We start from the raw sequence: 22,701 nt of genomic DNA, 5'->3' as shown, positions 1-22,701 counted from the left end.
GGCATTCTGGGGCGATGCGCCTCGCGTTCTTTCTCGACAACCGAGGTTTTGCCGCCAAGGGCCCGCTGGAGGATCCCCGCCTTGGGAACCCCGGCATTGGCGGCACGGAATTCGCCTTTTTGGCGTCGATTGCACTCCTGGCTGCGGATCCCGACGCTTGCACGCCCCTGCTGTTGCTGACCGCTCTGCAGCCCGTCGATGGTTTGGAGCAAACCACCCATCAGGTCGCTGGGTTAGCGGACGCGCTCGTGACTGCCAGGACTCTCGGGGCTGTTGCCTTGGTGTTTCGCCCCGGTTGCCTGTCGCCGGTTGATCAGCAGGCGTTAATGCAAAATAATTTGCCGCTTGTGGCCTGGTGCCACAACCTGGGTTGCGATCAACAGGGCTTTTTTGAGGGACTCCCTTCCCTGAAGCGCTGGGTCATGGTCAGTGGCGCGCAGTTGGACGCCTTCCGTCACAGCCGCTTGGTTCAGCTGGCCTGCGTCATTCCCAACCCGGTCCTGGTGCCTGGAGATGCGCAGCCAGGTCCAGCTCCAACGGATCTTGCGTATGTCGGTGCGATCACGCCTTTCAAAGCCTTTGATCGCCTCGCACGGATCTGGCCTGAAATCGCCCGTTTCTGTCCTGAGGCGCAGTTGCGGGTTTTCGGAGGTGCTGATCTCTATGCCGGAGGCGGAGTATCTGCACTGACCCCCTATGAGCGCTACTGCCGGGATCTCTTGGACCGGGGTGGCTATGGCGATCGGGTGGTCTTTGAAGGCAGCCTTGGTTTGGAGCGTTACGCCGCTTTTGCGGATGTCGCGGTTGGAGCGGTGAATCCCTCGGGTCGGGATGAAACGTTCTGTTTGAGTGCCGCCGAATTCAGCGCCTGCGGGATCCCCGTGGTGGCTCCCCGGCGCCATGCCCTCGTGCAAACCGTGCTGGATCGCACCACCGGTTTGCTTGCGGGAAGTGATGAAGAGTTTGCGAAGCACTGCATCGCCCTGCTGCAAGACCCTGCGCGCCGGGCGTCTCTTGGTCAAGCGGCCCGAAGTCACATACAGCTGGCCTATGGCTCGAGCCAATTGACCAGTCTGTGGACACTCTTGGCCGCTGAACTCAAAGCTGACCTGCAGGCCGTCCCAACACCGCCATCGACGCCCTGGTGGCATGAAGGACGTTGGCTCCGGCAGCTTTGGGGCCTGCCCTTTGCGTTTCCGCTCTGGCCCAGTTGGCCCGTGCTCAAGTCCGGGGTGAAGCAGCTGGTGCAAGGGAGTAGCCGGGCCATCACCCCTCTTGGCGTTGGTCTGCTTTCGACCTTGGCGGTATTGATCGTGATGCTGCTGGTGGTCTTTGGCAAGTACGGCGGCAATCCGACCGGTTTGGCCAGGGTGGGGGACCAATTCCCCCTGTCTCCGCGGGTCGCGCAGCAGGAATTGGTCGTCTTGGCGGGCAAGCGGGGCAATGACGGCCAGCAGTACCTCGCCATGGCTATGGATCCCTGGCAAGCGGACCCGGGAACGAGTCAGGCCCTCGATAACCCGATCTATCGCGGTAAGCGTGTCCTCTATCCCCTGCTGGCGTGGGTCTTGGGTTTGGGTCAGCCCGGGTTGATCGCTTGGTCCTTGGCCGTCCTCAATGTCCTGGCGATTGGAAGTGCAGCGGCGCTGGTGGCACTTTGGGCGCAGCAGCATCAACGCACGCCTCAATGGGGTTTCGCTGTGCTGCTTCTGCCGGGTTACTGGGTCACCCTCAGCCTGGATACCGCCGATCTCTTGGCCACGGTTGGATTGCTGGCCGTTGCGGTGACGTGGTCTGCCCAGCGACGGGGCTGGTCCGCGTTCGCTCTCGCCACTGCGTTGCTCAGTCGAGAGACCTCCCTGTTGGCTTGGGCCTCAACGGGCTTGACCGCCCTATGGCAGCGCCGTTGGACGTGGCTTCTCCCGTTGGCCTGCGTCCCACTCCCTTTGTTGCTGTGGACCCAGGTCTTGAACAGCCGCTTTGCTCAAACCCGAGACGGTCTGCTGGCCACAGTTCATTTCGGCTGGCCTGGCGTTGGGCTGCTCAAGAAACTTTGGCAGTTGCTTGGTTTTTACACTTTGCCGGGCCCGGAGCCGTCGCTTCTCGAGCGCCTGTTTGATGCCGCGAGCCTCGCCCTTTGGGCTGCCACGTTGCTGGTGCTGGCCGCGGTTGCCCTGAGCACTCGGGCCTCCCGTTGGTTGCGGCTCACCTCCGCGGTCTATCTCCTTCCGGCGCTGTGCACGAGCACCCAAATCCTGGCCCGTTTCCCGGACTACACCCGGGTGTGGATTGATTTGGCGAGTCTGGCCCTCTTGGGCTTGCTGCAACTTCGCAGCCGTTGGTTGAAACCTTGGCTGGCGGCCTGCGGCTGTATCAGCCTGGGCTACTGGGCGGGCTACTGCTGGTTAGCGCCATGAGTTTCAGCACTCCCGTTCTCTTGATTGCGTTCAATCGCCCGGAGAGCACAGCCCAGGTGTTGCGGTCCTTGGCGGAGATCAGACCTCCAAAGCTCTACGTGGCTTGCGATGGTCCAAGACCTGAGCGCCTAGATGAAGTCCGGCGCTGTGATGCCGTTCGTGCTTTGGTGTCTCAAATCAATTGGCCCTGCCAGTTGCGGACCTTGTTTCAGCCCATCAACCTGGGCTGCCGCGTTGGGGTCACCGCCGCGCTGGATTGGTTTTTTGAGCAGGAGGAGGAGGGCATTGTTCTGGAGGACGACATCGTTGCCGACCCGAGCTTTTTCCCCTTCTGTCAGGAGTTGCTCGAGCGCTATCGCCATGACGAGCGCGTTGGCGTGATTGCGGCCAATAACCATCAGCGCCTGCCCCCCAGCGATGGCAGCAGTTACCGGTTCTCGATCTATTGCCATTGCTGGGGTTGGGCCAGCTGGCGTCGGGCTTGGCGTTGCAACGACCCTGCCCTAAAGGGTTGGCCGGCTTTTCGCGATGGTCAATGGCTCAAGCAACTGGGGGGAGAGCCCTTGGCGCGGCGCTGGGGCCAATGGTTGGAGCAGCTCGCGGCTGGGCAGATCGACACCTGGGACATGGTCTGGCAATTCAGCTGCTGGCAGCAGGGGTTCTTGACCGTGATCCCTGCGGTCGAGCTCGTTGAGAACATTGGTTTTGGCGTCGATGCCACCCACACCCTCGATGAGCGCTCTCCCCTTGGGACGCCTGGATCGCTCAGTTTCCCCTTGCGTCATCCAACGGTGATGCAGGCCGATCGTCTCCGCGACCAAGACACGTTTCGGCGACTCTTCCAGCGCAGCCGCCGAGCTGACTGGTTGCGTAAGGGCCGGAAAGCGTTGCGCTTGCTGGGCTGGAGGTCCTGATGCGCGTTGTTCAGGTCTCCACCTACGACGGCGGGCAAGGTGCAGCGAGGGCAGCCTTCCGCTTGCATCGCGCCCTACGGGATCAGGGCATCGACAGCTCCATGCGCGTGGCCCACGCCATCAGCGGTGACGCCTGGGTGCAGGCTCCACGCTCGAAGCCCCGTCAGGCCATGGCGTTGTTGCGAAGCACCGCCAGTTGGTGGCTCAGCAAACCGCAGCGCAGCGCTAACCCGGTCACCCATTCGGTGGCGTCTCTGCCCTCAGGGCTCGACCGTGAGCTCAATGCCAAAGGGGCCGATCTGCTGCATTTGCATTGGCTCCAAGATGAATTCCTGTCAGTAGAGGCCATTGGTCGTCTGAGGGGGCCGGTGGTTTGGACCCTGCATGACACCTGGCCGTTTTGCGGCAGTGAGCACTATCCCCTTGATGCGCAGGATCAGCGCTTTGCTTTGGGCTACAGCCGTGGCAGTCGCTCGGAGTTGGATCGCGGGTTGGATCTGGATCGATGGACTTGGCTGCGCAAAGGCAAGGCTTGGCGATCGTTGTTGCCACGGCTGCAATTGATCGCTCCGTCCCGCTGGATGGCTGAGCAGGCTTCGCGTTCTGCCTTGTTGCATGGGGTGCCGTGCCAGGTCCTGCCCAACGCCATTCCCCAGGTTTTTCGACCCAGTGAACCGTCGCAAGCGCGAGCTGCCCTCGGTTGGCCTCAAGACAAGCGCCTGATTTTGTTCGGAGCGATCGATGCAACGGATCCCCGTAAGGGGGCTGATTTGTTGCAGGCGGCGCTCCGGTGCTTGGTGCATCAAAACTCCGGCCAGCTGATGGCAGTGATCCTTGGGCAATCCCAGCCCAGGCAGACCCAGGATTGGCCGATTCCGGTTCTCTACAGCGGTCGTCTCCATGACGACGTCAGCCTTGCTTTGGCCTATGCCGCAGCGGATGTCGTTGTTGTGCCCTCTCGCATGGACAACCTCCCCCAGTCCGCCACCGAAGCGATTGCTTGTGGCACACCTGTTGTGGCCTTTGACCAGGGGGGAATGGCTGATGTCATTGCCCATCGCCAAACCGGTTGGTTGGCTGAGTCCTTCGATCCAGAAACGTTGGCTCAAGGAATCCGTTGGGCCTTGCAGCGTCCTCAGGACCAACCAGTGCTCTCTGAGAATCTCGACCGGTGGCGTTCTGACGCAGTGGCCCAAACCCACATGGATCTCTATGCCGAGGTGTTGAGCCGGTGATCTTGCTGGTGACCTACGACGTTCGTCGACCTGGCGGCATCGAGCGCCTGAGCTTGCAGGTTTTGGAGCAGCTCCAGCAGCTGGGACTGCAACCGCGGCTCCTGGCAACACGTCACCTCGGGCCTGGAGTGCTGGGGCGTTGGCTTGGCCGGCTTTGGTTCTTGCTGCAGCTCCTCTGGTGGCTTCCCCAGGCCAAAAGTGTGTTCAGCATGCATGTGCTGCTCTTGAAGCCGCTGAAGCTCCGTGCGCTTTTCCCAGCTCTGGCTGCTAGGCCCCTCTATTGCTGGCTGCATGGGATTGAGGTGTGGGGCCAGGCGTTGGCCGCGGCACGCCGGGATCTACGCGCCTGCACGGCTTTGGCTGCAAGCAGCACTTTTACGGCCCAGCAGGTCCGGGATGGGTTTCCTGCTTGCCCACCGATCACCGTCGTGCATCCGTGTTCGGATCTGAAGTTCCCAGAACAGATCCCGTCGCCAGGGCTGCCCCTTCGACTGTTGACGGTGGCGAGGCTTGATGCGGGCGAGCGATACAAAGGACATGACCAGATCCTGGAGGCTTTGCATCTGCTCAAGCAGCAAGGCGATTTGGACCCCGCATTGCGCTGGATCGTGGTCGGTGACGGCAATGACCGCACAAGGCTGCAGGAGAAAGCTCTCCGCTTGGGTGTAGCCGCACAGATTGATTGGCGAGGTCGCTTAAGCGACCAGCAGTTGATTGAGGAGTTTGGTCGTTGCAGTGTGTTTGTGATGCCCAGCGGGTTTTCTATTGATGCTGCAGGTCAAGCCACTGGTGAAGGCTTTGGGATTGCCTATTTGGAGGCCGCAATGGCTGGACGCGCTTCAATTGGTGCGCTTTTGGGTGGTCAGCAGGATCTGATCATTGATGGCGAGACGGGTTGGCTTGTCTCCTCATCAGCACACGCATTGGCCGACTTATTGGCTCCACTCTCTGCGAAACCGAGTCTGGTTGCTGAGCGAGGGGAAGCTGCGTACTTAAGAGGTCGGACCAGGTTTACCCGAGGGCAGCAAGGTGCACAACTTGCGGTGTTGTTGGCCGAGCAATGACGAAACGACTGAATTATCTCCTGATTGCCTTGGCGGCGTCATTGATGCTCGTCATCGCTTTAGGGCGTTGGTTGAGCTTGGCCTCGAACGCTTGGGATTTGGGTATCTTCACCCAATTCTCATGGATGCTGAGTCGTGGATATTTCTTGGAACCAGCGTCGTTAACTGGTTGGCCTGTTCTCGCCGATCATGCCTCGTTTGTTCTTGTTCCCATTTCCTTCTTGTATCGAATTTGGAGTAGTCCAGCCTACTTGCTGACCTTTCAGGTCTTTGCCTTGACAGGAGCGTCACTTGTCCTCCTTTGGCTTGCAAAGAGTTCAAGAGTGTCGCCAAAAGTGCAAACTCTACTATTATTGGCCTATTTCTTTCAGCCAGTTCTTTGGAATGTTAGCTGGTTTGACTTTCATCCTGACTCGCTTTTTCCTCTGGCAGTGTTTTTCTTGTGGCTCCAAGTCCGTCATAGAAAACTCATCTGGATCATCATTTCTTTAATCTTCATCCTCTCGATCCGGGAGACGAGTGTTCTTGTTGTGGTGGGCTTGTCGCTGACTTGCTTTCTTCAGGGAAAACGAAAGCTTTCTGTGCTGTTGGCTTGCTTTGCCATTGCGTGGACCTTCTTTTTATCAGGTTTCTGGTATCCACTCTTCTTCCCAGATGGTCACCACAACTCTGGCAACTATGCGCATCTGTTTGACGCGGCTCTTGATGTTTATCGGGAACCTCTAGCTTTTCACCATTTGATTCAGGCATTTCATGCTGCCAGCCTCTCGAAGGCTCCCGTCTTTTTCCTGGCATTAATAGTTCCGTGGCTGATCTTTTTGGATAAGAGTTCAACGGCGTGGATTGCTGGATCGTTGGTTGTTTTGACTCCGCTCGCTCTTTCTACCAATCCCAATCAGGTTTCTATTCTTTACCATTATGGAATGATGATTGCTCCGTTCTTCGCCCTGGCAGCACTTGAATCCGCCCGTACTGATTCCTTTCTGAGCCTCTCCCATGCTCAACTGAAGCAAATGCTTTTTACCTTTGGTCTGATTTCAGTTATTAATTTCATGGTTAATCTGAATCTAAACCCTGGTTGGATTCTTTTCTGGCGCAACCCATTCCCATTTTTGCAATATTACGAGCGTCTATCCAGAATCCCAGCTGAAAAACGCGTACTAACATCTAACGGCCTCTCTGCTCATATTGCTAATCGCCGTGAGGCTGACTTTGTTGCCAGACCCGCAGCTCAGTTGTTTCCGGAAGGGTTTGATATGCTGATTCTCAACCAAACAGATCCTGGGTTTGGCTCATCACCTCACAAGACGGATCTATTGATACAAGCAGCTAAGAAATCAGGTTGGACATGCGATTCTTTAAACCTAGGTCATCTTGCAATCCAGGAATGCGTAATTAAATGACTTCTTCGCGGCCAGCTCCCCCCATAGCTCGTCTTGGACTGATTGGTCTTGCTTGGCTATCGATAGCTGGAGCAGCGATCTATGACTTTGGCCTGTATGTTCAAAATATTCTCGCCTATCCCTACAATGTTGGCGTTTCTGAATGGTGGGGATCTGAGCTCGCGATTCGCTATTGCGCAGGATTTGTTAGGCGTGGCCTTCTGGGCCAGACGAGTTGGTTGTTAACTCAATTAGTGGATCAGCAGTCCGCGTACGTTGCGGCCCTTGCGGCTTTGATGGCTGCATCTGTACTCGTTCTAGGCTTCATCTTTTATCGGTCTTTGAGAATTAAATTAGCCTTACTTCCTTCTCTTCTTATTCTCTCCGCCCCAACAGCAATGCCTGTCATGCTTACGCATGCAGGGTCATTATTTCGTAAAGACGCATTTCAGCTTTGCTTGTTTGCACTAATACTTTTCCTAGTCCACCACTTTGATGTGGCTTCTTCGGCTCGGAGGAAAACTTTCTTGTATGGGCTTGCTGCTGTTGTTCAGGTCGCTGCTGTGTTCAATCATGAGCCATTTGCACTTCTGATCACCCCTGCACTGTTTCTTGCAAGATTGCTGTCTCGCAAGGGCTATCTGAAATCCTTTCTTCTAGTAATGCCCAGTGTGGCTGCGTTTTTGCTTGCAGTCTTAAACAAAGGTCGATTAGAGGATGTGAACTGCCTCCAAGCAAGCCTTCGCTCCGTTCAGTTACTGCCTTTAAATGCACGTCCTGGCTCTTCTATAACCGAACTCGCCCTCACGAAGCCGAGCTTCTTTACATGGGATTTGAGCCTAGGCCAGTTGGGCTGGTCGCTCCTCCATGGCTTCCTTGCTGTGTGCATTACTTGGGCGTGTTACGTCTTGATTCTCAGGCAAATCAGTCACCGTGTTTTGCCAAGTAGGAAAGCTGGATCTTTCTTATTCTCTCAGATTCTGATTGCTCTGCCTTTGTTTATGGCCACGATTGACTATGGCCGATGGTTCGCAATGTTGGCCTGTGCAGGTATGCTCTCATTACTCTCTATACCAAAGAATGAGGTGGCGTCTGCTCAGCAGATTTCTTTGGCAGATCTCGAAAAGTTCGGCATGGCTAATCACTGGCCACTAGTTATTCTGGCTGTTGCTGCTTTAGTTGTTATTCCCTCGCACTGCTGTACATATCAATCCAGCCACATCTTTGCTTCCGTCTCCTATGCAGGTCTGAGTATATGGAAGCATATCTTACTTTCCTAGCCTCATGAAGCAGCGACTCTCCAAGATCTTCCATGTCATTGTTATAGGAGCTGTTTCAGCGGTCATTGCGTTGTGGCCATACCTTCATGATTTCGGAGAGCTTCTCCCTGGGGATAGTGGTGACACGCTACTGAATCTTTGGTTTTTTGAACATAACCTTGCAAGCCTTCCGTTTTCTTCTTCAGATCTTTTCTCTAATCAAGGCTGGTCTTCTCCTGACTTTTATTTTCCCGTCGATGGTGTTCGTGGCTGGAGTGATCATCTATTTCTTCCCAGTATCTTATACGGCTTCTTGAAGCTCCTTGGCTTTCAGCCGACCCAGGCGCTACTGCTTTGGTTCACCTTAACCCTGACCTTTAACTACGCCAGTCTTCGAAACTGTCTTTGGAGGTTAGATCGAAAAAGTTTGCTTGTATCAGCTGTTTGTATTTTAGCTGCTTTTAATCACGTTGTTCTCGCGCAGCTGAATCATCTCCAGTTATTGACTCTTTGGTTTTTGCCGCCACTTGCATTTGCGTTGTTGCATAGACAAAAAACCTGGGCTTTCATCTTTCTACTCTTGAACTGGCTTGTTGGACCCTATATCGGTGTTTTTTCTCTGCTGATCGTCGTCTCAACCTATCTCCTGTCGGGGCGTGGTCTGTATCGCTTCAGGCGTAAAAGATTCTGGCTGTCTTGGTTTTACTCCTTGACGAAGACCCAAAGGATAATCCTTGCCGCTTTGCTCGTACTCAATGTTGTTCTGATCCTCCCTTATCTGAATACATCTCTAGTGATGGGTGCCCGGGGTACGGATGAAATTACAAAAAACCTACCTAACATATGGGCTTGGTTAAGCGGTTCTGCTCGTCAGCATCTAGGTTTACCTCTTCATCCCCACGCCTCCGGAAGCGAACCCTTTCTGTTCCCAGGCATCTTGCTGTTTTCTTTCTCTCTTGTAAGTCTCTTCTTATGGAGAAAAATCTCTCAGACAGATCAGTTGCTAGCAAAGTCCCTGCTTTTTCTGGGTCTATCGGTCACCTCGTTTGGCTTCATCGTCCTGTGGTGGTGGCCCATGCTTTTCGTTCCATCGGTTCGAGCCGTCAACGCGGCTGGAAGGATTGCATCAGTGCTCTGGTTCCTTTCGGCATTCCCCCTGTCCGGACTGATTGTTGGTTTTGAACAAACATTGGAAAGACGTTGGAGGCAAGGTCCACTCTTTCTGTTTATTTGCTCTGTTCCACTGTTGTGGATTTCGCTTCTTCCTAAATCTGTTCTTGCCCTTGATGTTGTTGCGTGGCAGAAAGACCAAAATACTTTCCGTACCGAGTTGCTTGACCAGGGTTGTGATCTCATGCATCTCGAGGTCAATGAAACATTTCCGTGGCATGGAGATGTCTTCGCCATGCATGCATTGCTTCATGTCCCAGGCTTGAAGAGCGTTTCAGGGTATTCCGGCTGGCAGCCCCGTAATGGTTGGCGGCCGGGCATGCATTCCCGGGACGCATTCAACTGGGCTTTTTCGAATCTTGGGAAAAGAAACTATAAGCGCCCTGATGCCATCTCCTCTGATGATATCCTTTGTGGTATTCGAGCTACTGCTGATAAAGCAGGACACGTCATTTTTGACCTAGATAAAAGCCTGGCCGATGAGACTAAGAGGCGTTGAGCACTGACATGACCACCACATGGCGTCTTAAGCATGAACTGAAGCGCACTCTGCAATGCCTGCCTGCTGCTTTAAGGAGTTATCGCTTCAAGAAGCTTTTGCTAGACCAGCTGACAACTGAGTCGGCAGCTGTTCTGATAGAGACAGCTATCTCAGAGGGAAAACCTTATTTGGCCGGTCGTTTAGGTTCCGTTGAGTCCAGGTTAGTAGGTGAGTATTTATTTAGGAGATCCTCCTATTCGCGATTGACTCTCAATCAAGCCCACTGCAATGCAGGTATCTTCCCCTTGGGTAAGGAGTCTCTTGACGAAGTCGCGAATAGGCTTTATTCATCCCTGCAATTCGTAGATCTCTTGGGCATCTGGGACAGCCCTTATCAGTTCAAAATGGTTAGCCGCCTCTCTAGCCATCCCAAGATCTGTGATTTAGCTGCTTTAGAGCCTTGGTGGTCTGTAGAGCCTTGGTCGCGAGTGCTTAGTGGTAAGCGTGTCTTGGTCGTTCACCCTTTCGTCGAGACTATCGAAAGCCAACATTCATGGTCTAACCATATTCATCCTGGTTTTCCATCGCTACTACCCCGATTCGATTTGATTTGTATTCGTCCGCCTCAAACCCTCGGCCATGATCGAGAAGGTTTTCGATCTTGGAATGATGCTCTGAGTCAGCTCATCGAGCGTGTATCCATGGTCCCTTTCGACGTAGCATTGATCGGATGTGGTGCTTATGGGTTGCCACTCGGTGCCGCAATTAAGCAGATGGGTAAGCCGGCTGTGCATCTTGGTGGTGCTTTGCAGCTTTTATTTGGTATTCGAGGACGTCGTTGGGAGGCTATGCCGCAATATCTCTCACTGATGAATGATGCTTGGGTCCGTCCATCGTCTACTGAGACACCTCCACTCGCTGAAATAGTGGACGGAGGTTGTTACTGGTGAAAGGCCTCAGGGACTTGTCTGGCGAGTGTGTGCGAGAACTATGGCTGCGCCTAGCTGATACAGGTCTCTTGGGCTATCGCCATGTTCTTGATGGCTCAACAGGGTCTTCAGGGTCCTATCCGCAATCGATTCTCGCGAATCCGTCGGAGCTTCCTTCATATGCGGATGATGTGCGTCTGGTGAGTCACGGCTACCGCAGCTCATCGATTTCCGACTACCCGTGCATTGAAACGTGGGCCATTAAAAAGGGCGTCAGCAGAGGTCAAGCAGCTCCGTACCGACGGATCCAATTCCACACCATTCGCAAGCAGCTCAATAAACCCATCCAAACGCTTGAGGGTTCCTATGCGGTGTTCCCTCATCTCACCAGTCACTTTGGCCATTGGGTTGGTGATCAGTTGGGTGCCTTTCTTTGGCATGCGCATCAGTTGCGGGCACTACCTGACCCACCCCGACTGATTGCCATTGCGCCCTCTAAGAGCTGGGCCGATTTTTTGATCGAGCTTTGTCCGCCGGAGTCTCTTTGGGTGATGACTCCGCAGGAGTTCCTGAATGCGAACTGGGTTTTGCAGCGCGCCATGGTGCTTCCGCGCATGAGTCCCTGGCAGAACCTATCGCTTCTTCGTGACTGCCTGTCCCCGTCCTTGCTTCGTTCTGAGGCGCCCCTCCCAGCGTCTTCCGGTCCTTGCCGCATCTTTCTCTGCTCCAAACGTCAGGAGCGAATCGCGAATCTTGAAGCTGTTGAAGACCTCTTTCGAGACCATTGCTATTCCGTCTTGAATCCAACCGCCCATTCGCCGTACCAGCTTCTGTGTTGGATTCGACAGGCATCCAGTCTCTGGTGTGAGCAAGGTTCGATGGTGATGAATGCCTTGCTTTCGCGTGATCGTCCTTACCGTGTCATGGAGCTGAGCCCGTTGAACTCTTGTCGCTATCCCAGTGAATTGCAGATGTTGGGCGGTGGTGTCTACAACAGCTTTCATCTCGGCTTGATCAAGCCTTTTTATTGCCAGCCGGCTGTGGATTCAGCGCGCTTGGACCGTCAATTGCACCCCTATCAACGGCAGCTCGTTGTTGACTTGGCTGCTTTGCGACAGGAACTGGATCGAGAAGGTAGGAGTGCCCAATGAATTCGCGATGGATCCCTTTAGCGCTTGTTTTTTTGGTGGGTCTACACCTGCCGAAAGCCTTCACACTGCTGTACCTGCTTTATGCGGTCCTGTTCTGGCAGACCCGTAATGCTCCCGCGGTGGCTCCCCGTCGGTTATGGCCGCTCCTAGCGCTTGCTGTCTTCAGTGTTGGTTACGCATGGGCGTCTCTTCACTATGGACTGTGGACGCTGCAGGGCCGTGATCTTCTCGATCTGATCTCGATGCTCGCGCTTCCCTGTGTCGGCGTTTGGTTGGGAGCCCGTTTGGCCCATTACTGGACGCCACGTCAACTCAGCTGGATCTGGCTGGCCTATGGCCTTGGTGCGTTGGCTTACGTCTGGGCGGTTCTGCTCCTGGGTCGGGATGCGTTATCCAGCTCACCTCTAGAAATCTGGCGTCAGCACAGGGATTTGAGCATTGCCGTGCCCTGGGGGCAGCAAGAGGTGATGAATGTGCGCTCGGTCGAGCAGAACGCTTCTTTTGCGGTCGCTTGGATGTTTCCTGGCCTCTGGTTGCTACTGCGCAAGGAGCAATCGAGACTTGCCTGGTTGATGTTGGCAGCGGGACTACTTGGTCTTCTAGCTGTATTGGCCTTCCATGGCCGGATTGGGCTCTTGGTGGCCCTGCTGTCATTGGTGCCTCTGGCCTGGGCGTCAGCTTCGGAGCGACAGGCAGCGCGGCAACCACTCCAGTTCACCGCCTGGGCTTTCTTGGGTCTTGTTGGTTTTCTACTGTTGTCGGTGTTCTCGCTGCTGTGGGGTCGTGGCGACATCACATCCCGGCTCTTGGCCCGCATTTACGACGAGCGTCTCGATCGTGTCCTTGCGTTTTTTATTCACATCCCAGACACGCTTTGGGGCGGCCAACGCTTGAGTTTTCAGTACTTCGAGCAACAACGTCAGTTGTGGATCGGGTTCGATGCCTCTGCCGGAGACATGCTCCACAGCGTCCCGTTTGACCTGGTCGTGAGAGCTGGCCTGATCCCCGCTGTGGCCATCTTGGTGGCCGTGGTTCCACTTCTCTGTTGTGCGTTCCGGCAGCTGGGTCATTTGCTCAGTGACTTGTCATCTCGCGGGTATGCACTCATTGCCGCCGGCTTCTTGATTGTGTTGACAGTGCAATGGCTGTTCCAGCCTTTGATCTATGCCGATGGGTTGCTCTTTTATTTTGGGTTCTTCGGCTTAGGAGCCCTGGCTTTTTCGCCAGCGGTCATGCCCCTTTGGATAGAGAGTGATGAGCTTTGACCCAGCCTCGATTGATTGCACCGGGCGCAAGGCTCTGATTACCGGGATTACAGGCCAAGACGGCAGTTATCTGGCAGAGCTGCTTCTCGAGAAGGGGTACGTCGTTCACGGCATCAAGCGCCGCGCCAGCAGCTTTAACACCAGCCGGATCGACCACCTCTATCAGGACCCCCATGAGGCTGATCCTCGTTTGGTCCTGCACTACGGGGACCTGACGGACAGCACCAACCTGATCCGCATCATTCAGCAGGTTCAGCCCGACGAGATCTACAACCTCGGTGCTCAGAGCCATGTTGCGGTGAGTTTTGAGGCTCCCGAATACACCGCTAACAGTGACGCGTTGGGCACGTTGCGGATTCTTGAGGCGGTTCGAATGCTGGGCCTCACGGAGAAAACCAAGATCTATCAGGCCAGCACCAGCGAGTTGTACGGCCTGGTTCAGGAGATTCCCCAGAAGGAAACCACGCCCTTCTACCCCCGCAGCCCCTACGCCGTAGCCAAGTTGTACGGCTACTGGATCACGGTTAATTACCGCGAGAGTTATGGCATGTACGCCTGCAATGGCGTGCTCTTTAACCACGAATCGCCGCGCCGGGGCGAAACCTTTGTCACCCGGAAGATCACCAGGGGCCTCGCTCGCATTGATGCAGGCCTGGATCAGTGTCTTTTCATGGGCAACATTGATTCCCTGCGGGATTGGGGCCACGCGCGCGACTACGTCGAGATGCAGTGGCGGATGCTTCAGCAGCAGACCCCGGAAGACTTCGTGATCGCCACCGGTCGTCAAGAAAGCGTTCGCCGCTTCATTGAGCTCACGGCTGAGCAGCTGGGTTGGGGGGCCATCCAGTGGGACGGCAGTGGTGTCGATGAAGTTGGCAGGCGCTCGGACACCGGCAGCGTTGTTGTCCGGATCGACCCGCGCTACTTCAGGCCAGCTGAAGTGGAGACCCTGCTCGGAGATCCCACCAAGGCCCGGGAGAAGCTTGGCTGGACCCCCACCACCACCCTGGAAGAACTTGTGGCTGAGATGGTGGCAACGGATAAAGAGGAGGCTGCGAAAGAAGCGCTCCTGCGGCAGCAGGGCTATCAAGTGGTGGGCTCCATGGAAAATCCCCCCACCAATCCATCCACCGTGGCCGCCAGCAAGGGACCGAAGGCCTGATGGGCACGTTGATTTCCAGCAAGGACCGCATCTTTATCGCGGGGCATCGCGGCATGGCGGGAGGCGCCATCTCCCGGGCTTTACAGCGTTCGGGGTATGACCAGCAGTTGCTGTTGGATCGGGCGGCCCTGGACCTCGAGGATCCCTCGGCGGTGAAAGCTTGGTTCCAGGCTGAACGTCCGGATGTGGTCGTGTTGGCTGCAGCCAAGGTCGGTGGCATTCAGGCGAATAGCAACTATCCAGCCGATTTCCTGCTGTCTAACCTAAAGATTCAGAACCATGTCATCGAAGCGGCCTGGCAAGCCGGTGTGCGTCGTCTCTTGTTTCTGGGTAGCAGCTGCATTTACCCCAAATTTGCGGAGCAGCCCATTCGTGAGGAAGCCCTGCTGACGGGGCCTCTGGAGCCCACCAATGAGTGGTACGCGATTGCCAAGATCGCTGGGATCAGGCTTGGTCAGGCCCTCAGGCAACAGCATGGTTTTGATGCCATCAGCCTGATGCCCACCAATCTCTACGGGCCGGGCGACAACTATCACCCCACCAATAGCCATGTGTTGCCGGCCTTGATCCGCCGTTTCCATGAAGCGGCCGAGCGCGGTGATGCCACGGTGACCTGCTGGGGTACGGGCTCCCCCCTGCGGGAGTTCTTGCATGTTGATGACCTTGGTGAGGCCTGTGTTTTTGCCTTAGAGCATTGGGACCCCAGCTCGGCGTCGGCCCCCTTGGACGACGTGGGCCAGCCCTTGCCCTTCCTCAACGTCGGCACTGGTTTGGACCTCACCATCCGTCAGTTGGCAGAGGCGGTCGCCCGCGCCACTGGATTCTCGGGCGAGATCATTTGGGATGCGTCGAAGCCCGATGGAACGCCCAAGAAGCAACTCGATGTCTGCCGCTTAGCCTCCTTGGGTTGGACCGCCCGAATCCCCTTGGAAGAAGGCTTGGTCAGCACCGTGGCTCTCTTCCGCGAGCAGCTCAAACAACAGCTCGTTCGCCTTTAACTCCGCTCCGCTGGTTCCATGCCTTCTTCGATCATGCGCAATCTGGTCACCGGTGGAGCCGGTTTTGTCGGCTCCCACCTCGTCGACCGTTTGATGGAAGCCGGAGAGGAAGTGCTTTGCCTGGATAACTACTTCACTGGTCGCAAGCAAAATATTGAGCGCTGGTTGGGGCATCCACGCTTTGAGTTGATCCGTCATGACGTCACCGAGCCGATCCGCCTGGAGGTCGATCGCATCTGGCACTTGGCTTGCCCGGCGTCACCGGTTCACTACCAACACAATCCGATCAAAACAGCCAAGACCAGCTTCCTCGGCACCTACAACATGCTTGGCTTGGCCAGGCGTGTCGGAGCTCGGCTGCTCTTGGCCAGTACGTCTGAGGTGTACGGCGATCCAGAGGTGCACCCTCAGCCGGAGAGCTATCGCGGCTGCGTGAACACGATCGGAATCCGCAGCTGTTACGACGAGGGCAAGCGCATCGCGGAGACCCTGTGTTTCGACTACCAGCGGATGCATGGTACGGAGATCCGCGTGGTGCGCATCTTCAACACCTACGGACCGCGCATGCTTCCCGATGATGGTCGGGTGGTGAGCAATTTCATCGTCCAGGCTTTGCGTGGCGAGCCCCTGACGCTCTATGGCGATGGTTCACAGACGCGTTCTTTCTGCTTTGTTGATGATCTGGTTGAGGGAATTATTCGTTTGATGAATGGCTCCCAACCGGGGCCGATCAATATCGGTAATCCAGGCGAGTTCACGATTCGGCAGTTAGCCGAACTTGTACGTGAGAAGATCAACCCCTCACTGGATTTAATCTGTAAACCATTGCCCCAGGATGACCCACTGCAACGTCAGCCTGTAATTACACTGGCTCAACAATATCTTGGTTGGCAACCTACGGTCGCTTTGAGCCAGGGCTTAGACCGTACGATTGCAGACTTTCGCGAGCGTTTAACTCCAAGTCGTAGAGCATGATTAGGCTCAGAGGGGAAACTTGGGATAAAACGCTTTATCTCCTGCTGGTTGGTGTTTATGCAGTTCTTGCCATTGCATCAATCTTCTCGGGCATTACCTCGTGGGACGAAGAAACTGATTACCTAGGGATTAGAACGCAGCTCGCGCATGCTGTTGAGTTGATACGTGGCCATGATGCAAATTATAAGGATATTCATTCTAATCTCGAATATTACGGAGCAGCAAGTCTTTTTCCTGCATGGCTCTTCTGGTTTTTGCAACAGAGCCTTCTGATCGGGCGACTCTCCCTCTCCAAAGCTCTTTTTGATCCATCCGCAGAACATCAGCTTACTGGCTTCTTTGCAACCTCTCATCTTTTGCTCGCCGGTGAGTTTGTATTTCTTAGTTGGTTGGCTGTCAAGATCGCACGGTGCATTGGACTACGACGTGCATGGATTCCAGGCTGCCTTGTCTTGTTCCACCCTTCTCTTATCGGTCATTCTTTTATTAACCCCAAAGACATACCATTTGCTCTCTTTTATACTGGTTACACATACACTCTTGTTAAGCGCTGGTCTTCTGGGCGCTATTATTACTTCTTTCTGAGTTTGCTTTCGGCTGCTCTTTTGATTAACCAGAAATTTGTAGCTGTTGCCGCGGTAGTGGTCTCTGAGATTCTTCTACTGGTTATTCAAAGACCTGTTGTAAGAGACCTAAGAAGATCTATCTTTCTACCAGTTCTTGCATTAATGTTCGCTTTAGTGCTTCAGCCAGCATCGTGGGGACTTAATCCTTTTACTTACCTCAGCGAGGCTTTCCATACATTTGCCAACCATGAATGGGGAGGTTGTATGTCATATTCAGGCACTTGTATCGGGGTGAATCACCCTGACTGGTTCACTCTTTTGTATATCTGGAATTGGTTAATCATAAAAGTCCCGCTGCTCTGGCTGATCCTGATAAGTCTACAAGCTTTCGTTTGGCTAAACCACTTCAAGAGCCTTGCAACTGTCTTAAATAGTCCATGGCCACTTGTGATTTCTCAATCAGCACTCATTCCAGTAATGGCCGTCGTCAGAAATTCCAACCTCTACGATGCAGATCGTCACCTGCTTTTTATTTACCCTTCATTAGCCATCGTTGCCGCAAGAGGATTGCAAACTATCTGGAATTTAGGCCTTTCTGAAAGACTTAGACTGGCATCTTTTTCTTTCATCTCACTCTTAAGCCTAATACTCTTTGTTGATGTGTTAAGCCTTAACCCATATCAGTCAGCTTACCTCAACGAAACGTCCCGGTTCAGTCACACCCATACTACAACTTCACTTGACTATTGGGGTGTCTCCTCGAAAGAGCTAATTCGAAACTCGCAAATCTACGGCAGCCTTCCGCCATCACCCGCCCTGAAGCAGGGTGTATGGATTTCACCGTTTTGGATAGGTTTTAGACAGTTGGATGGAATGGCACTTGCTGATGATTCACTACCTTCCCCTCTCTTCCAACTTCGAGATGTCACCTCTTTTACTAGTCACCAGACACGACCTTGCGTGTTTGATGCCGAAGTTAAAAGATCCCTACTCTTCGTCAAACCTTTGACAATGTCTAAACTCTACCTCTGCGAAGACTAAGGCCCCAAATCTTGCAAAACCATTGAGGACCTGAGATGACAATATTCTTTTCTGCAGCTATTTACTTTGTCGCAATCATAATAGTTGCGACTGCTGACCATTCCCTTTTGCGCCGCTATATTCCTTCGTTGGGCTTCATCTTTGTTTTGATGTATGGAGTTACTTATGGACTTGGACTAATGCTTTGGCGCTCTGACCCAAGCTCTTTATTTGGGTATGGATCCCTATCTACAAGAGGTGCATTAGATGCCCTGCTTAACTATTTCTCAATTGGCATATTATCCCTTTCTGCTTCCTACGGTATTTGCCGAGTCTTTTTAACTCGCTTTCGAAAGATTCTGCCACAGAAGTCTCTTGCTGAGCTGTCTTGGCCTCATATAGAAAACCTTTCAAGCCTATCTTTTCTGCTCATAACATTGTCTGTTCTTGCAATCAGTGTAATGAGTTTCCTCGGTCTCTTTGCTCGCTCTCCAGCAATACAAGCTCAAATTCTTCAGAGCTCAACCATCGCAAAAATCATTATAGGCTCCTCAATTATTTCGCGTTTAGCACCTGTCGGCTTCTTTCTGATTCCCTTTGTGTGGAAGCAGTGGTCTTTCTCTCTACGTTTTCTAATCACGACTCTCTTGTCTGTATGGCAAGTGATTGCGATTTCCAGTGGAAGTCGAGGCCTTCTTATTAGTCTTCCTGTATATCTTATAATTGGTGCGTTGTGCTGGCAAAAGATCCCCCTTAGATTGTTGTTAATCAGCTTGTTTGCTGGTGCACTTCTCTTCTTGCCACTCGCTGAGCATTTACGCATTTCTCGTGAAGGCGATCAATCAGTACCAGAGCTAAAAAGGGCATTCCAAACATTTCAGATTGGCAAGCAACTGATGGGTACTAGTCACGAATTCTACTTGGCATTATCTCCAACTCACTGCAGCGCGGACTTAACTAAAAAATTGTCGGAAGATTTGAGTGCGGCAATAATCTATGACAAAGGCGTCAAGTCTTTTCCCGATAACTCTCTGGCTCGGTGGAATGTCGTTGGACTATACGATAACTGTTTGAACCGCACACTCAGCCTTAGAAACTTTGACGGCTTCCACAAACTACCTCTAGGTCTTCTTCCCTCAACTTTCTATAAAGACTCTCCAAACCTCTTTGATGGCCAGGAGTTATCTGAGAAGCTGTCAAGTACCCTAGACCTAAAACCTGGAGAAATCTCATACGCGACTATTAGCTTATTTGCTGATTCATGGTGGCGCTGGGGTTGGTCTGGTCTTGTGTTCGGGCCTGCAACTATCGGTGCTTTGTTGGCGGCATATCAATCATTTCTTTCCTGGATGATAGGAAATAAATTGGTTGTTGGTCTCCTGGCCCAGTTTTTAGTTGTTACTCTTATTTGCACGTGGATTAATAATACGATCCTCACAATGACTTGGTATCTCTTCTGGGACTTGCCCAAGTCTTGGCTTGAACTTATTGTGTTGTTAAAAGTACTCAGTCGCTTGCCTCTGCGCCGAATATCTGCGGGCTCATCGTGATTAATAATCTTCCGATCTTTGCTGGTTCACCCCAGGCCCAAGCTCTGTCTGCACTGCACGGAGTTTCGTCTTGGATGCTGCAAGAATCGTTCAATCCACGCCGTAATTCTATTTCCATTCATGAGCCTGTTGCGAGCTTGACTACGGATCTCTCTGTATCAGGCAGACAATGGCTTTACGAAGTTACTGACTTTTCAGCATCGTTTACGTTGAGCTGTGGTCTTTTGCGCTGGAAGAAAGCCTTACTATATGAATCAAATCCATTCAACCATGAATCGAGAAGTCACTTCTATCCCAAGTCCGGGAATCGGCCTCCTGGTTGGTGGCACAGATATCGACGGCCTGAGCGTCGACCTGAACCGTTAACGCTTCTCTCAACTCACAACAATCCTAACTACTTTCACTGGTTAACACAACCAGGACTTGCCCCACTATTTCTGCAAAGTCACTTTAATCTGCACGATCACCAAGATTCAGCCATTGCTGTTAGTCATAGACCAAGCCAGTTGCTTCCCCAGTTCGTTGAGCCGCTGCTCTCATTCGTAGCTCCTAGGGCTTCGAAGTTTATCTCTTTGTCAATCACTTCAACGACATCCTGTCGATTTGCATTGCAGCAGCACGATTCTGATGTCTTTATTAGCCCTGCCCAGCTTAAGTGGCTCACGAACCTATGTCACTCCCAACTTCGATTAGCGATCTGCCCATGGCGTCGGATCTATCTATCAAGAACCAACGCACGCACCAGGCGTTGCCTCAATGAGCAAAAACTCATGACGGCTCTCAGTCCATATGGTTTTCAGAGTTATTGTCTTGAGTCTCTTCCTGTCGAAGCACAGTTGCACCTATTTTCTGAAAGCGCTGTCGTTATCGGACCTCATGGTGCTGGCTTCGCCAACATGATTGCTTGTGCTCCTTCTTCTGCCATTATCGAACTTCTTCCTAGGCCTGGCAATTATTCTCACTACTACGCGATGGCTGATCAGCTTGATCTCAAGCATGGCCATCTTCTTGCGACTCATTGCGATCCAAAGACAGATAACTTTTCGATTGACCCCGATCAACTCATTTCCCTATTGAGTCTGATGGAGCTGATATGAACTGCTTGATCACGATCATTCTTCCTGTGTATGGTCGCTCCGCGCTACTCAAGGCAGCTCTTTCCAGCGTCTATGCTCAAACTGATCCTGACTGGCGTTTACACATCGCAGACGACGGTTCGGATCTTGAGACCGCAGCACTAATCGCGGAACAGTTACATGACAAGCGCGTTTCCTGCGCGCGCCGTGAGCACAATATCGGGCTTTTTGCCAACCTGAATCAGGCAACTCTTGAGGTAAAGACACCTTGGCAGCTCATACTCTGTAGTGATGACGAGCTCACTCCTGATGCAATCAGAACGCTTAAGAGGAAGATTCATGATTATCCTGACACAAGACTGATTTTGTCTTCTTACGAGTCAATTGATGTCAATGGCCATTTGCGTTATGACGTCAATAGCAAGTTCTATGATCGCTTCGTGCCGGAGACTAAATGTTTTCTTCCTGGTGATCTTTTAGAACCACTGTTGCGTTACGGCAGCATTAACGGGAACATCACCGGGCTCTTGATACACCAGACACTTTTTGCTGATGCTGGTCCATGGCGCTCAGAGTGGACCCAGGCAGCTGATTGGGAATGGCTAATAAGAGCCTGTCTCCAAACACCATCATTGATCAGCCGTGACCCCGTTGCTAGGGTACGTGTTCACCAAGGGCAGCTTTCTGTTAGCAATCAAAAATCCCAGCGGGAACTCCTAGAAACACTTGAAATCCTTAGGGTTCTCCTCAACCATCCTCTCCTTACACAATTTTCCGAGCGATTTCGATGGGCGTCTCATCATGGGCAATTTCAGCTCTGGAACACACTTAAGGCAAGTCCCCGTATTGGCATTCGCCAGACGTTGAGTCAACTGCTAGCTATTCACCGCACCATTGGATTGCGGCGGACCACTTACGCACTCATTCGCTCATTTCCAGCCCGTTTGCGTTTACGTGGAACAGAAAAGCCACTGCTGCCACCCATCTAATGGCTACATATCCAGAAACGCCTTTGCGAATTCTCTTTCTAACGGAATCTCGTGAAGACTATTTAGCTGACTCAATCTTGCAGGGTCTCATTTCTTTGGGGCATGAAGTCACTGATTATCCGCAGAAGTATATACTCTATCGCGAGTCCTATTCTATTCCTACTGGCTCAGGGAGCGCCGTGCGCGGAGGGGGGTTTACGTTATATGGAAACCTCAATGACCGAACAGTTGATCGATCATTCATTATTCAACGACTAGAGCGGCAATCATTTGATCTTGTTATCGTCGGCCAAATCTGGCGCCAGTGGGGGCAACTCCTCGATCTTGCACCACTGCTACAGACTGTGCCGGTTGTTTTGCTCGATGGGGACGACGACACCCGTCTTTTCCATCGAAGTGGAACACGTCTTCGCCGGTTTGGTTGGCAGCCTTTCCCTATTCGATCTGGCCGCTGTTTCTACTTCAAGCGTGAGTTGCAGGGGGCAGCTAATCAAGGTCGCTGGTGTCGTGTCTTTCCTACGAGTTTCTCCATTCCCGCCGATAAGATCCGACCCCTTGACTTTGCGATTAAAAAGCAGCGTATCGCTAGCCATTGTGTCGATCCTGAGGTCGCAAAAGCTTGCGGTTTGCACACTTCCTATGCCTTTGACTCTGAGAATGCATACTACGACGATCTTGCGCTCTCTCGCTTTGCCGTAACTACTAAGAGGGGCGGCTGGGATTGCCTAAGGCACTATGAGATCGCAGCAGCGGGTGCATTGCCCTGTGTCAGACAGTTAGAAACTAAACCGGTTACTTGCGCCCCTCATGGGTTGCAAGCTGGCTTGAACTGTCTTAGTTACCAACATTGGCCTGATCTTCAAGAGCAAATGTCAGCCTTAGAAGCTCATCCAGAAGTCTTTCACCGTTTACTTCATGCTTCACAGCGTTGGGTACGTCACCACACAACCCGTAACTCGGCACTACGTCTGTTAGATGCCGTTTTGAAGCTATGACAATTATGCGTCGAGGCTGGTTTCACCTGGCAAGCGGAGCGGCCGTCGGGCGTGTAATCGGATTTGCTAGCAATTTGCTACTAAGTCGTTGGCTTGGCCCTAC

Annotated in this window: 18 protein-coding genes; all 18 read left to right on the top strand. The window is 53.1% G+C overall.

Features of this window, described 5'->3' with window-relative positions; genetic code table 11:
- Window positions 1-14: 14 nt before the first annotated feature.
- Window positions 15-2,417, top strand: a complete 2,403-nt coding sequence (locus H0O22_RS09585; protein ID WP_185186445.1) for a glycosyltransferase family 4 protein — start codon at window positions 15-17, stop codon at window positions 2,415-2,417.
- The gene (locus tag H0O22_RS09580; RefSeq protein ID WP_185186444.1) at window positions 2,414-3,331 is read left to right on the top strand and encodes a glycosyltransferase family 2 protein; all 918 of its coding nucleotides are present in this window, start codon (window positions 2,414-2,416) and stop codon (window positions 3,329-3,331) included. Before H0O22_RS09585 ends, H0O22_RS09580 begins: the two co-directional genes overlap by 4 nt.
- Entirely contained in the window at window positions 3,331-4,566 is a 1,236-nt protein-coding gene (locus H0O22_RS09575; RefSeq protein ID WP_185186443.1) for a glycosyltransferase, read from the top strand. The genes H0O22_RS09580 and H0O22_RS09575 overlap by 1 nt, the downstream gene beginning before the upstream one ends.
- The gene (locus tag H0O22_RS09570; RefSeq protein WP_185186442.1) at window positions 4,563-5,630 is read left to right on the top strand and encodes a glycosyltransferase family 4 protein; all 1,068 of its coding nucleotides are present in this window, start codon (window positions 4,563-4,565) and stop codon (window positions 5,628-5,630) included. Before H0O22_RS09575 ends, H0O22_RS09570 begins: the two co-directional genes overlap by 4 nt.
- Window positions 5,627-7,033 (top strand): DUF2079 domain-containing protein, encoded by a 1,407-nt coding sequence (locus tag H0O22_RS09565; RefSeq protein WP_185186441.1) that lies wholly within the window; start codon window positions 5,627-5,629, stop codon window positions 7,031-7,033. The genes H0O22_RS09570 and H0O22_RS09565 overlap by 4 nt, the downstream gene beginning before the upstream one ends.
- Window positions 7,030-8,292 (top strand): hypothetical protein, encoded by a 1,263-nt coding sequence (locus tag H0O22_RS09560; RefSeq protein WP_185186440.1) that lies wholly within the window; start codon window positions 7,030-7,032, stop codon window positions 8,290-8,292. The genes H0O22_RS09565 and H0O22_RS09560 overlap by 4 nt, the downstream gene beginning before the upstream one ends.
- Window positions 8,293-8,296: 4 nt before the next feature.
- Window positions 8,297-9,940, top strand: coding sequence for a hypothetical protein (locus H0O22_RS09555; RefSeq protein ID WP_185186439.1), 1,644 nt, complete (start codon window positions 8,297-8,299; stop codon window positions 9,938-9,940).
- Window positions 9,941-9,948: 8 nt separating this feature from the next.
- The gene (locus tag H0O22_RS09550) at window positions 9,949-10,872 is read left to right on the top strand and encodes a hypothetical protein (protein ID WP_185186438.1); all 924 of its coding nucleotides are present in this window, start codon (window positions 9,949-9,951) and stop codon (window positions 10,870-10,872) included.
- 68 nt (window positions 10,873-10,940) lie between these two features.
- Window positions 10,941-12,002, top strand: coding sequence for a glycosyltransferase 61 family protein (locus H0O22_RS09545; RefSeq protein WP_185186437.1), 1,062 nt, complete (start codon window positions 10,941-10,943; stop codon window positions 12,000-12,002).
- Window positions 11,999-13,267, top strand: a complete 1,269-nt coding sequence (locus tag H0O22_RS09540; protein WP_185186436.1) for a hypothetical protein — start codon at window positions 11,999-12,001, stop codon at window positions 13,265-13,267. Before H0O22_RS09545 ends, H0O22_RS09540 begins: the two co-directional genes overlap by 4 nt.
- Window positions 13,257-14,429: a GDP-mannose 4,6-dehydratase gene (gene gmd / locus H0O22_RS09535; protein ID WP_185186435.1), complete on the top strand. Its 1,173-nt coding sequence runs from the start codon at window positions 13,257-13,259 to the stop codon at window positions 14,427-14,429. Before H0O22_RS09540 ends, gmd begins: the two co-directional genes overlap by 11 nt.
- Window positions 14,429-15,427, top strand: coding sequence for a GDP-L-fucose synthase (locus tag H0O22_RS09530; protein WP_185186434.1), 999 nt, complete (start codon window positions 14,429-14,431; stop codon window positions 15,425-15,427). The genes gmd and H0O22_RS09530 overlap by 1 nt, the downstream gene beginning before the upstream one ends.
- 18 nt (window positions 15,428-15,445) lie before the next feature.
- Window positions 15,446-16,402 (top strand): UDP-glucuronic acid decarboxylase family protein, encoded by a 957-nt coding sequence (locus H0O22_RS09525; RefSeq protein WP_185186433.1) that lies wholly within the window; start codon window positions 15,446-15,448, stop codon window positions 16,400-16,402.
- Window positions 16,399-18,009: a hypothetical protein gene (locus H0O22_RS09520; protein ID WP_185186432.1), complete on the top strand. Its 1,611-nt coding sequence runs from the start codon at window positions 16,399-16,401 to the stop codon at window positions 18,007-18,009. The genes H0O22_RS09525 and H0O22_RS09520 overlap by 4 nt, the downstream gene beginning before the upstream one ends.
- 35 nt (window positions 18,010-18,044) lie before the next feature.
- On the top strand, window positions 18,045-19,538 hold the full coding sequence (locus H0O22_RS09515) for a hypothetical protein (protein WP_185186431.1): 1,494 nt from the start codon (window positions 18,045-18,047) through the stop codon (window positions 19,536-19,538).
- 74 nt (window positions 19,539-19,612) lie between these two features.
- Entirely contained in the window at window positions 19,613-20,635 is a 1,023-nt protein-coding gene (locus tag H0O22_RS09510) for a DUF563 domain-containing protein (RefSeq protein WP_185186430.1), read from the top strand.
- A gap of 5 nt (window positions 20,636-20,640) precedes the next feature.
- Window positions 20,641-21,603, top strand: a complete 963-nt coding sequence (locus H0O22_RS09505) for a glycosyltransferase family A protein (protein ID WP_185186429.1) — start codon at window positions 20,641-20,643, stop codon at window positions 21,601-21,603.
- A complete protein-coding gene (locus H0O22_RS09500; RefSeq protein WP_185186428.1) occupies window positions 21,603-22,598 on the top strand; it encodes a glycosyltransferase family 1 protein in 996 nt (331 codons plus the stop codon). The genes H0O22_RS09505 and H0O22_RS09500 overlap by 1 nt, the downstream gene beginning before the upstream one ends.
- Window positions 22,599-22,701: the final 103 nt, after the last annotated feature.

It is taken from the genome of Synechococcus sp. LTW-R (assembly GCF_014217875.1).
GTDB lineage: Bacteria > Cyanobacteriota > Cyanobacteriia > PCC-6307 > Cyanobiaceae > Vulcanococcus.
The sequence above is the reverse complement of the archived record's forward strand: the minus strand, read 5'-3'. Positions and strand labels throughout refer to the sequence as shown.

Coding starts and splice junctions, on each gene's coding strand:
- H0O22_RS09585 (WP_185186445.1), top strand. CDS start 15: ATGCGCCTCGCGTTCTTTCTCGACAACCGAGGTTTTGCCGCCAAGGGC.
- H0O22_RS09580 (WP_185186444.1), top strand. CDS start 2,414: ATGAGTTTCAGCACTCCCGTTCTCTTGATTGCGTTCAATCGCCCGGAG.
- H0O22_RS09575 (WP_185186443.1), top strand. CDS start 3,331: ATGCGCGTTGTTCAGGTCTCCACCTACGACGGCGGGCAAGGTGCAGCG.
- H0O22_RS09565 (WP_185186441.1), top strand. CDS start 5,627: ATGACGAAACGACTGAATTATCTCCTGATTGCCTTGGCGGCGTCATTG.
- H0O22_RS09560 (WP_185186440.1), top strand. CDS start 7,030: ATGACTTCTTCGCGGCCAGCTCCCCCCATAGCTCGTCTTGGACTGATT.
- H0O22_RS09555 (WP_185186439.1), top strand. CDS start 8,297: ATGAAGCAGCGACTCTCCAAGATCTTCCATGTCATTGTTATAGGAGCT.
- H0O22_RS09550 (WP_185186438.1), top strand. CDS start 9,949: ATGACCACCACATGGCGTCTTAAGCATGAACTGAAGCGCACTCTGCAA.
- H0O22_RS09540 (WP_185186436.1), top strand. CDS start 11,999: ATGAATTCGCGATGGATCCCTTTAGCGCTTGTTTTTTTGGTGGGTCTA.
- gmd (WP_185186435.1), top strand. CDS start 13,257: ATGAGCTTTGACCCAGCCTCGATTGATTGCACCGGGCGCAAGGCTCTG.
- H0O22_RS09530 (WP_185186434.1), top strand. CDS start 14,429: ATGGGCACGTTGATTTCCAGCAAGGACCGCATCTTTATCGCGGGGCAT.
- H0O22_RS09525 (WP_185186433.1), top strand. CDS start 15,446: ATGCCTTCTTCGATCATGCGCAATCTGGTCACCGGTGGAGCCGGTTTT.
- H0O22_RS09520 (WP_185186432.1), top strand. CDS start 16,399: ATGATTAGGCTCAGAGGGGAAACTTGGGATAAAACGCTTTATCTCCTG.
- H0O22_RS09515 (WP_185186431.1), top strand. CDS start 18,045: ATGACAATATTCTTTTCTGCAGCTATTTACTTTGTCGCAATCATAATA.
- H0O22_RS09510 (WP_185186430.1), top strand. CDS start 19,613: ATGCTGCAAGAATCGTTCAATCCACGCCGTAATTCTATTTCCATTCAT.
- H0O22_RS09500 (WP_185186428.1), top strand. CDS start 21,603: ATGGCTACATATCCAGAAACGCCTTTGCGAATTCTCTTTCTAACGGAA.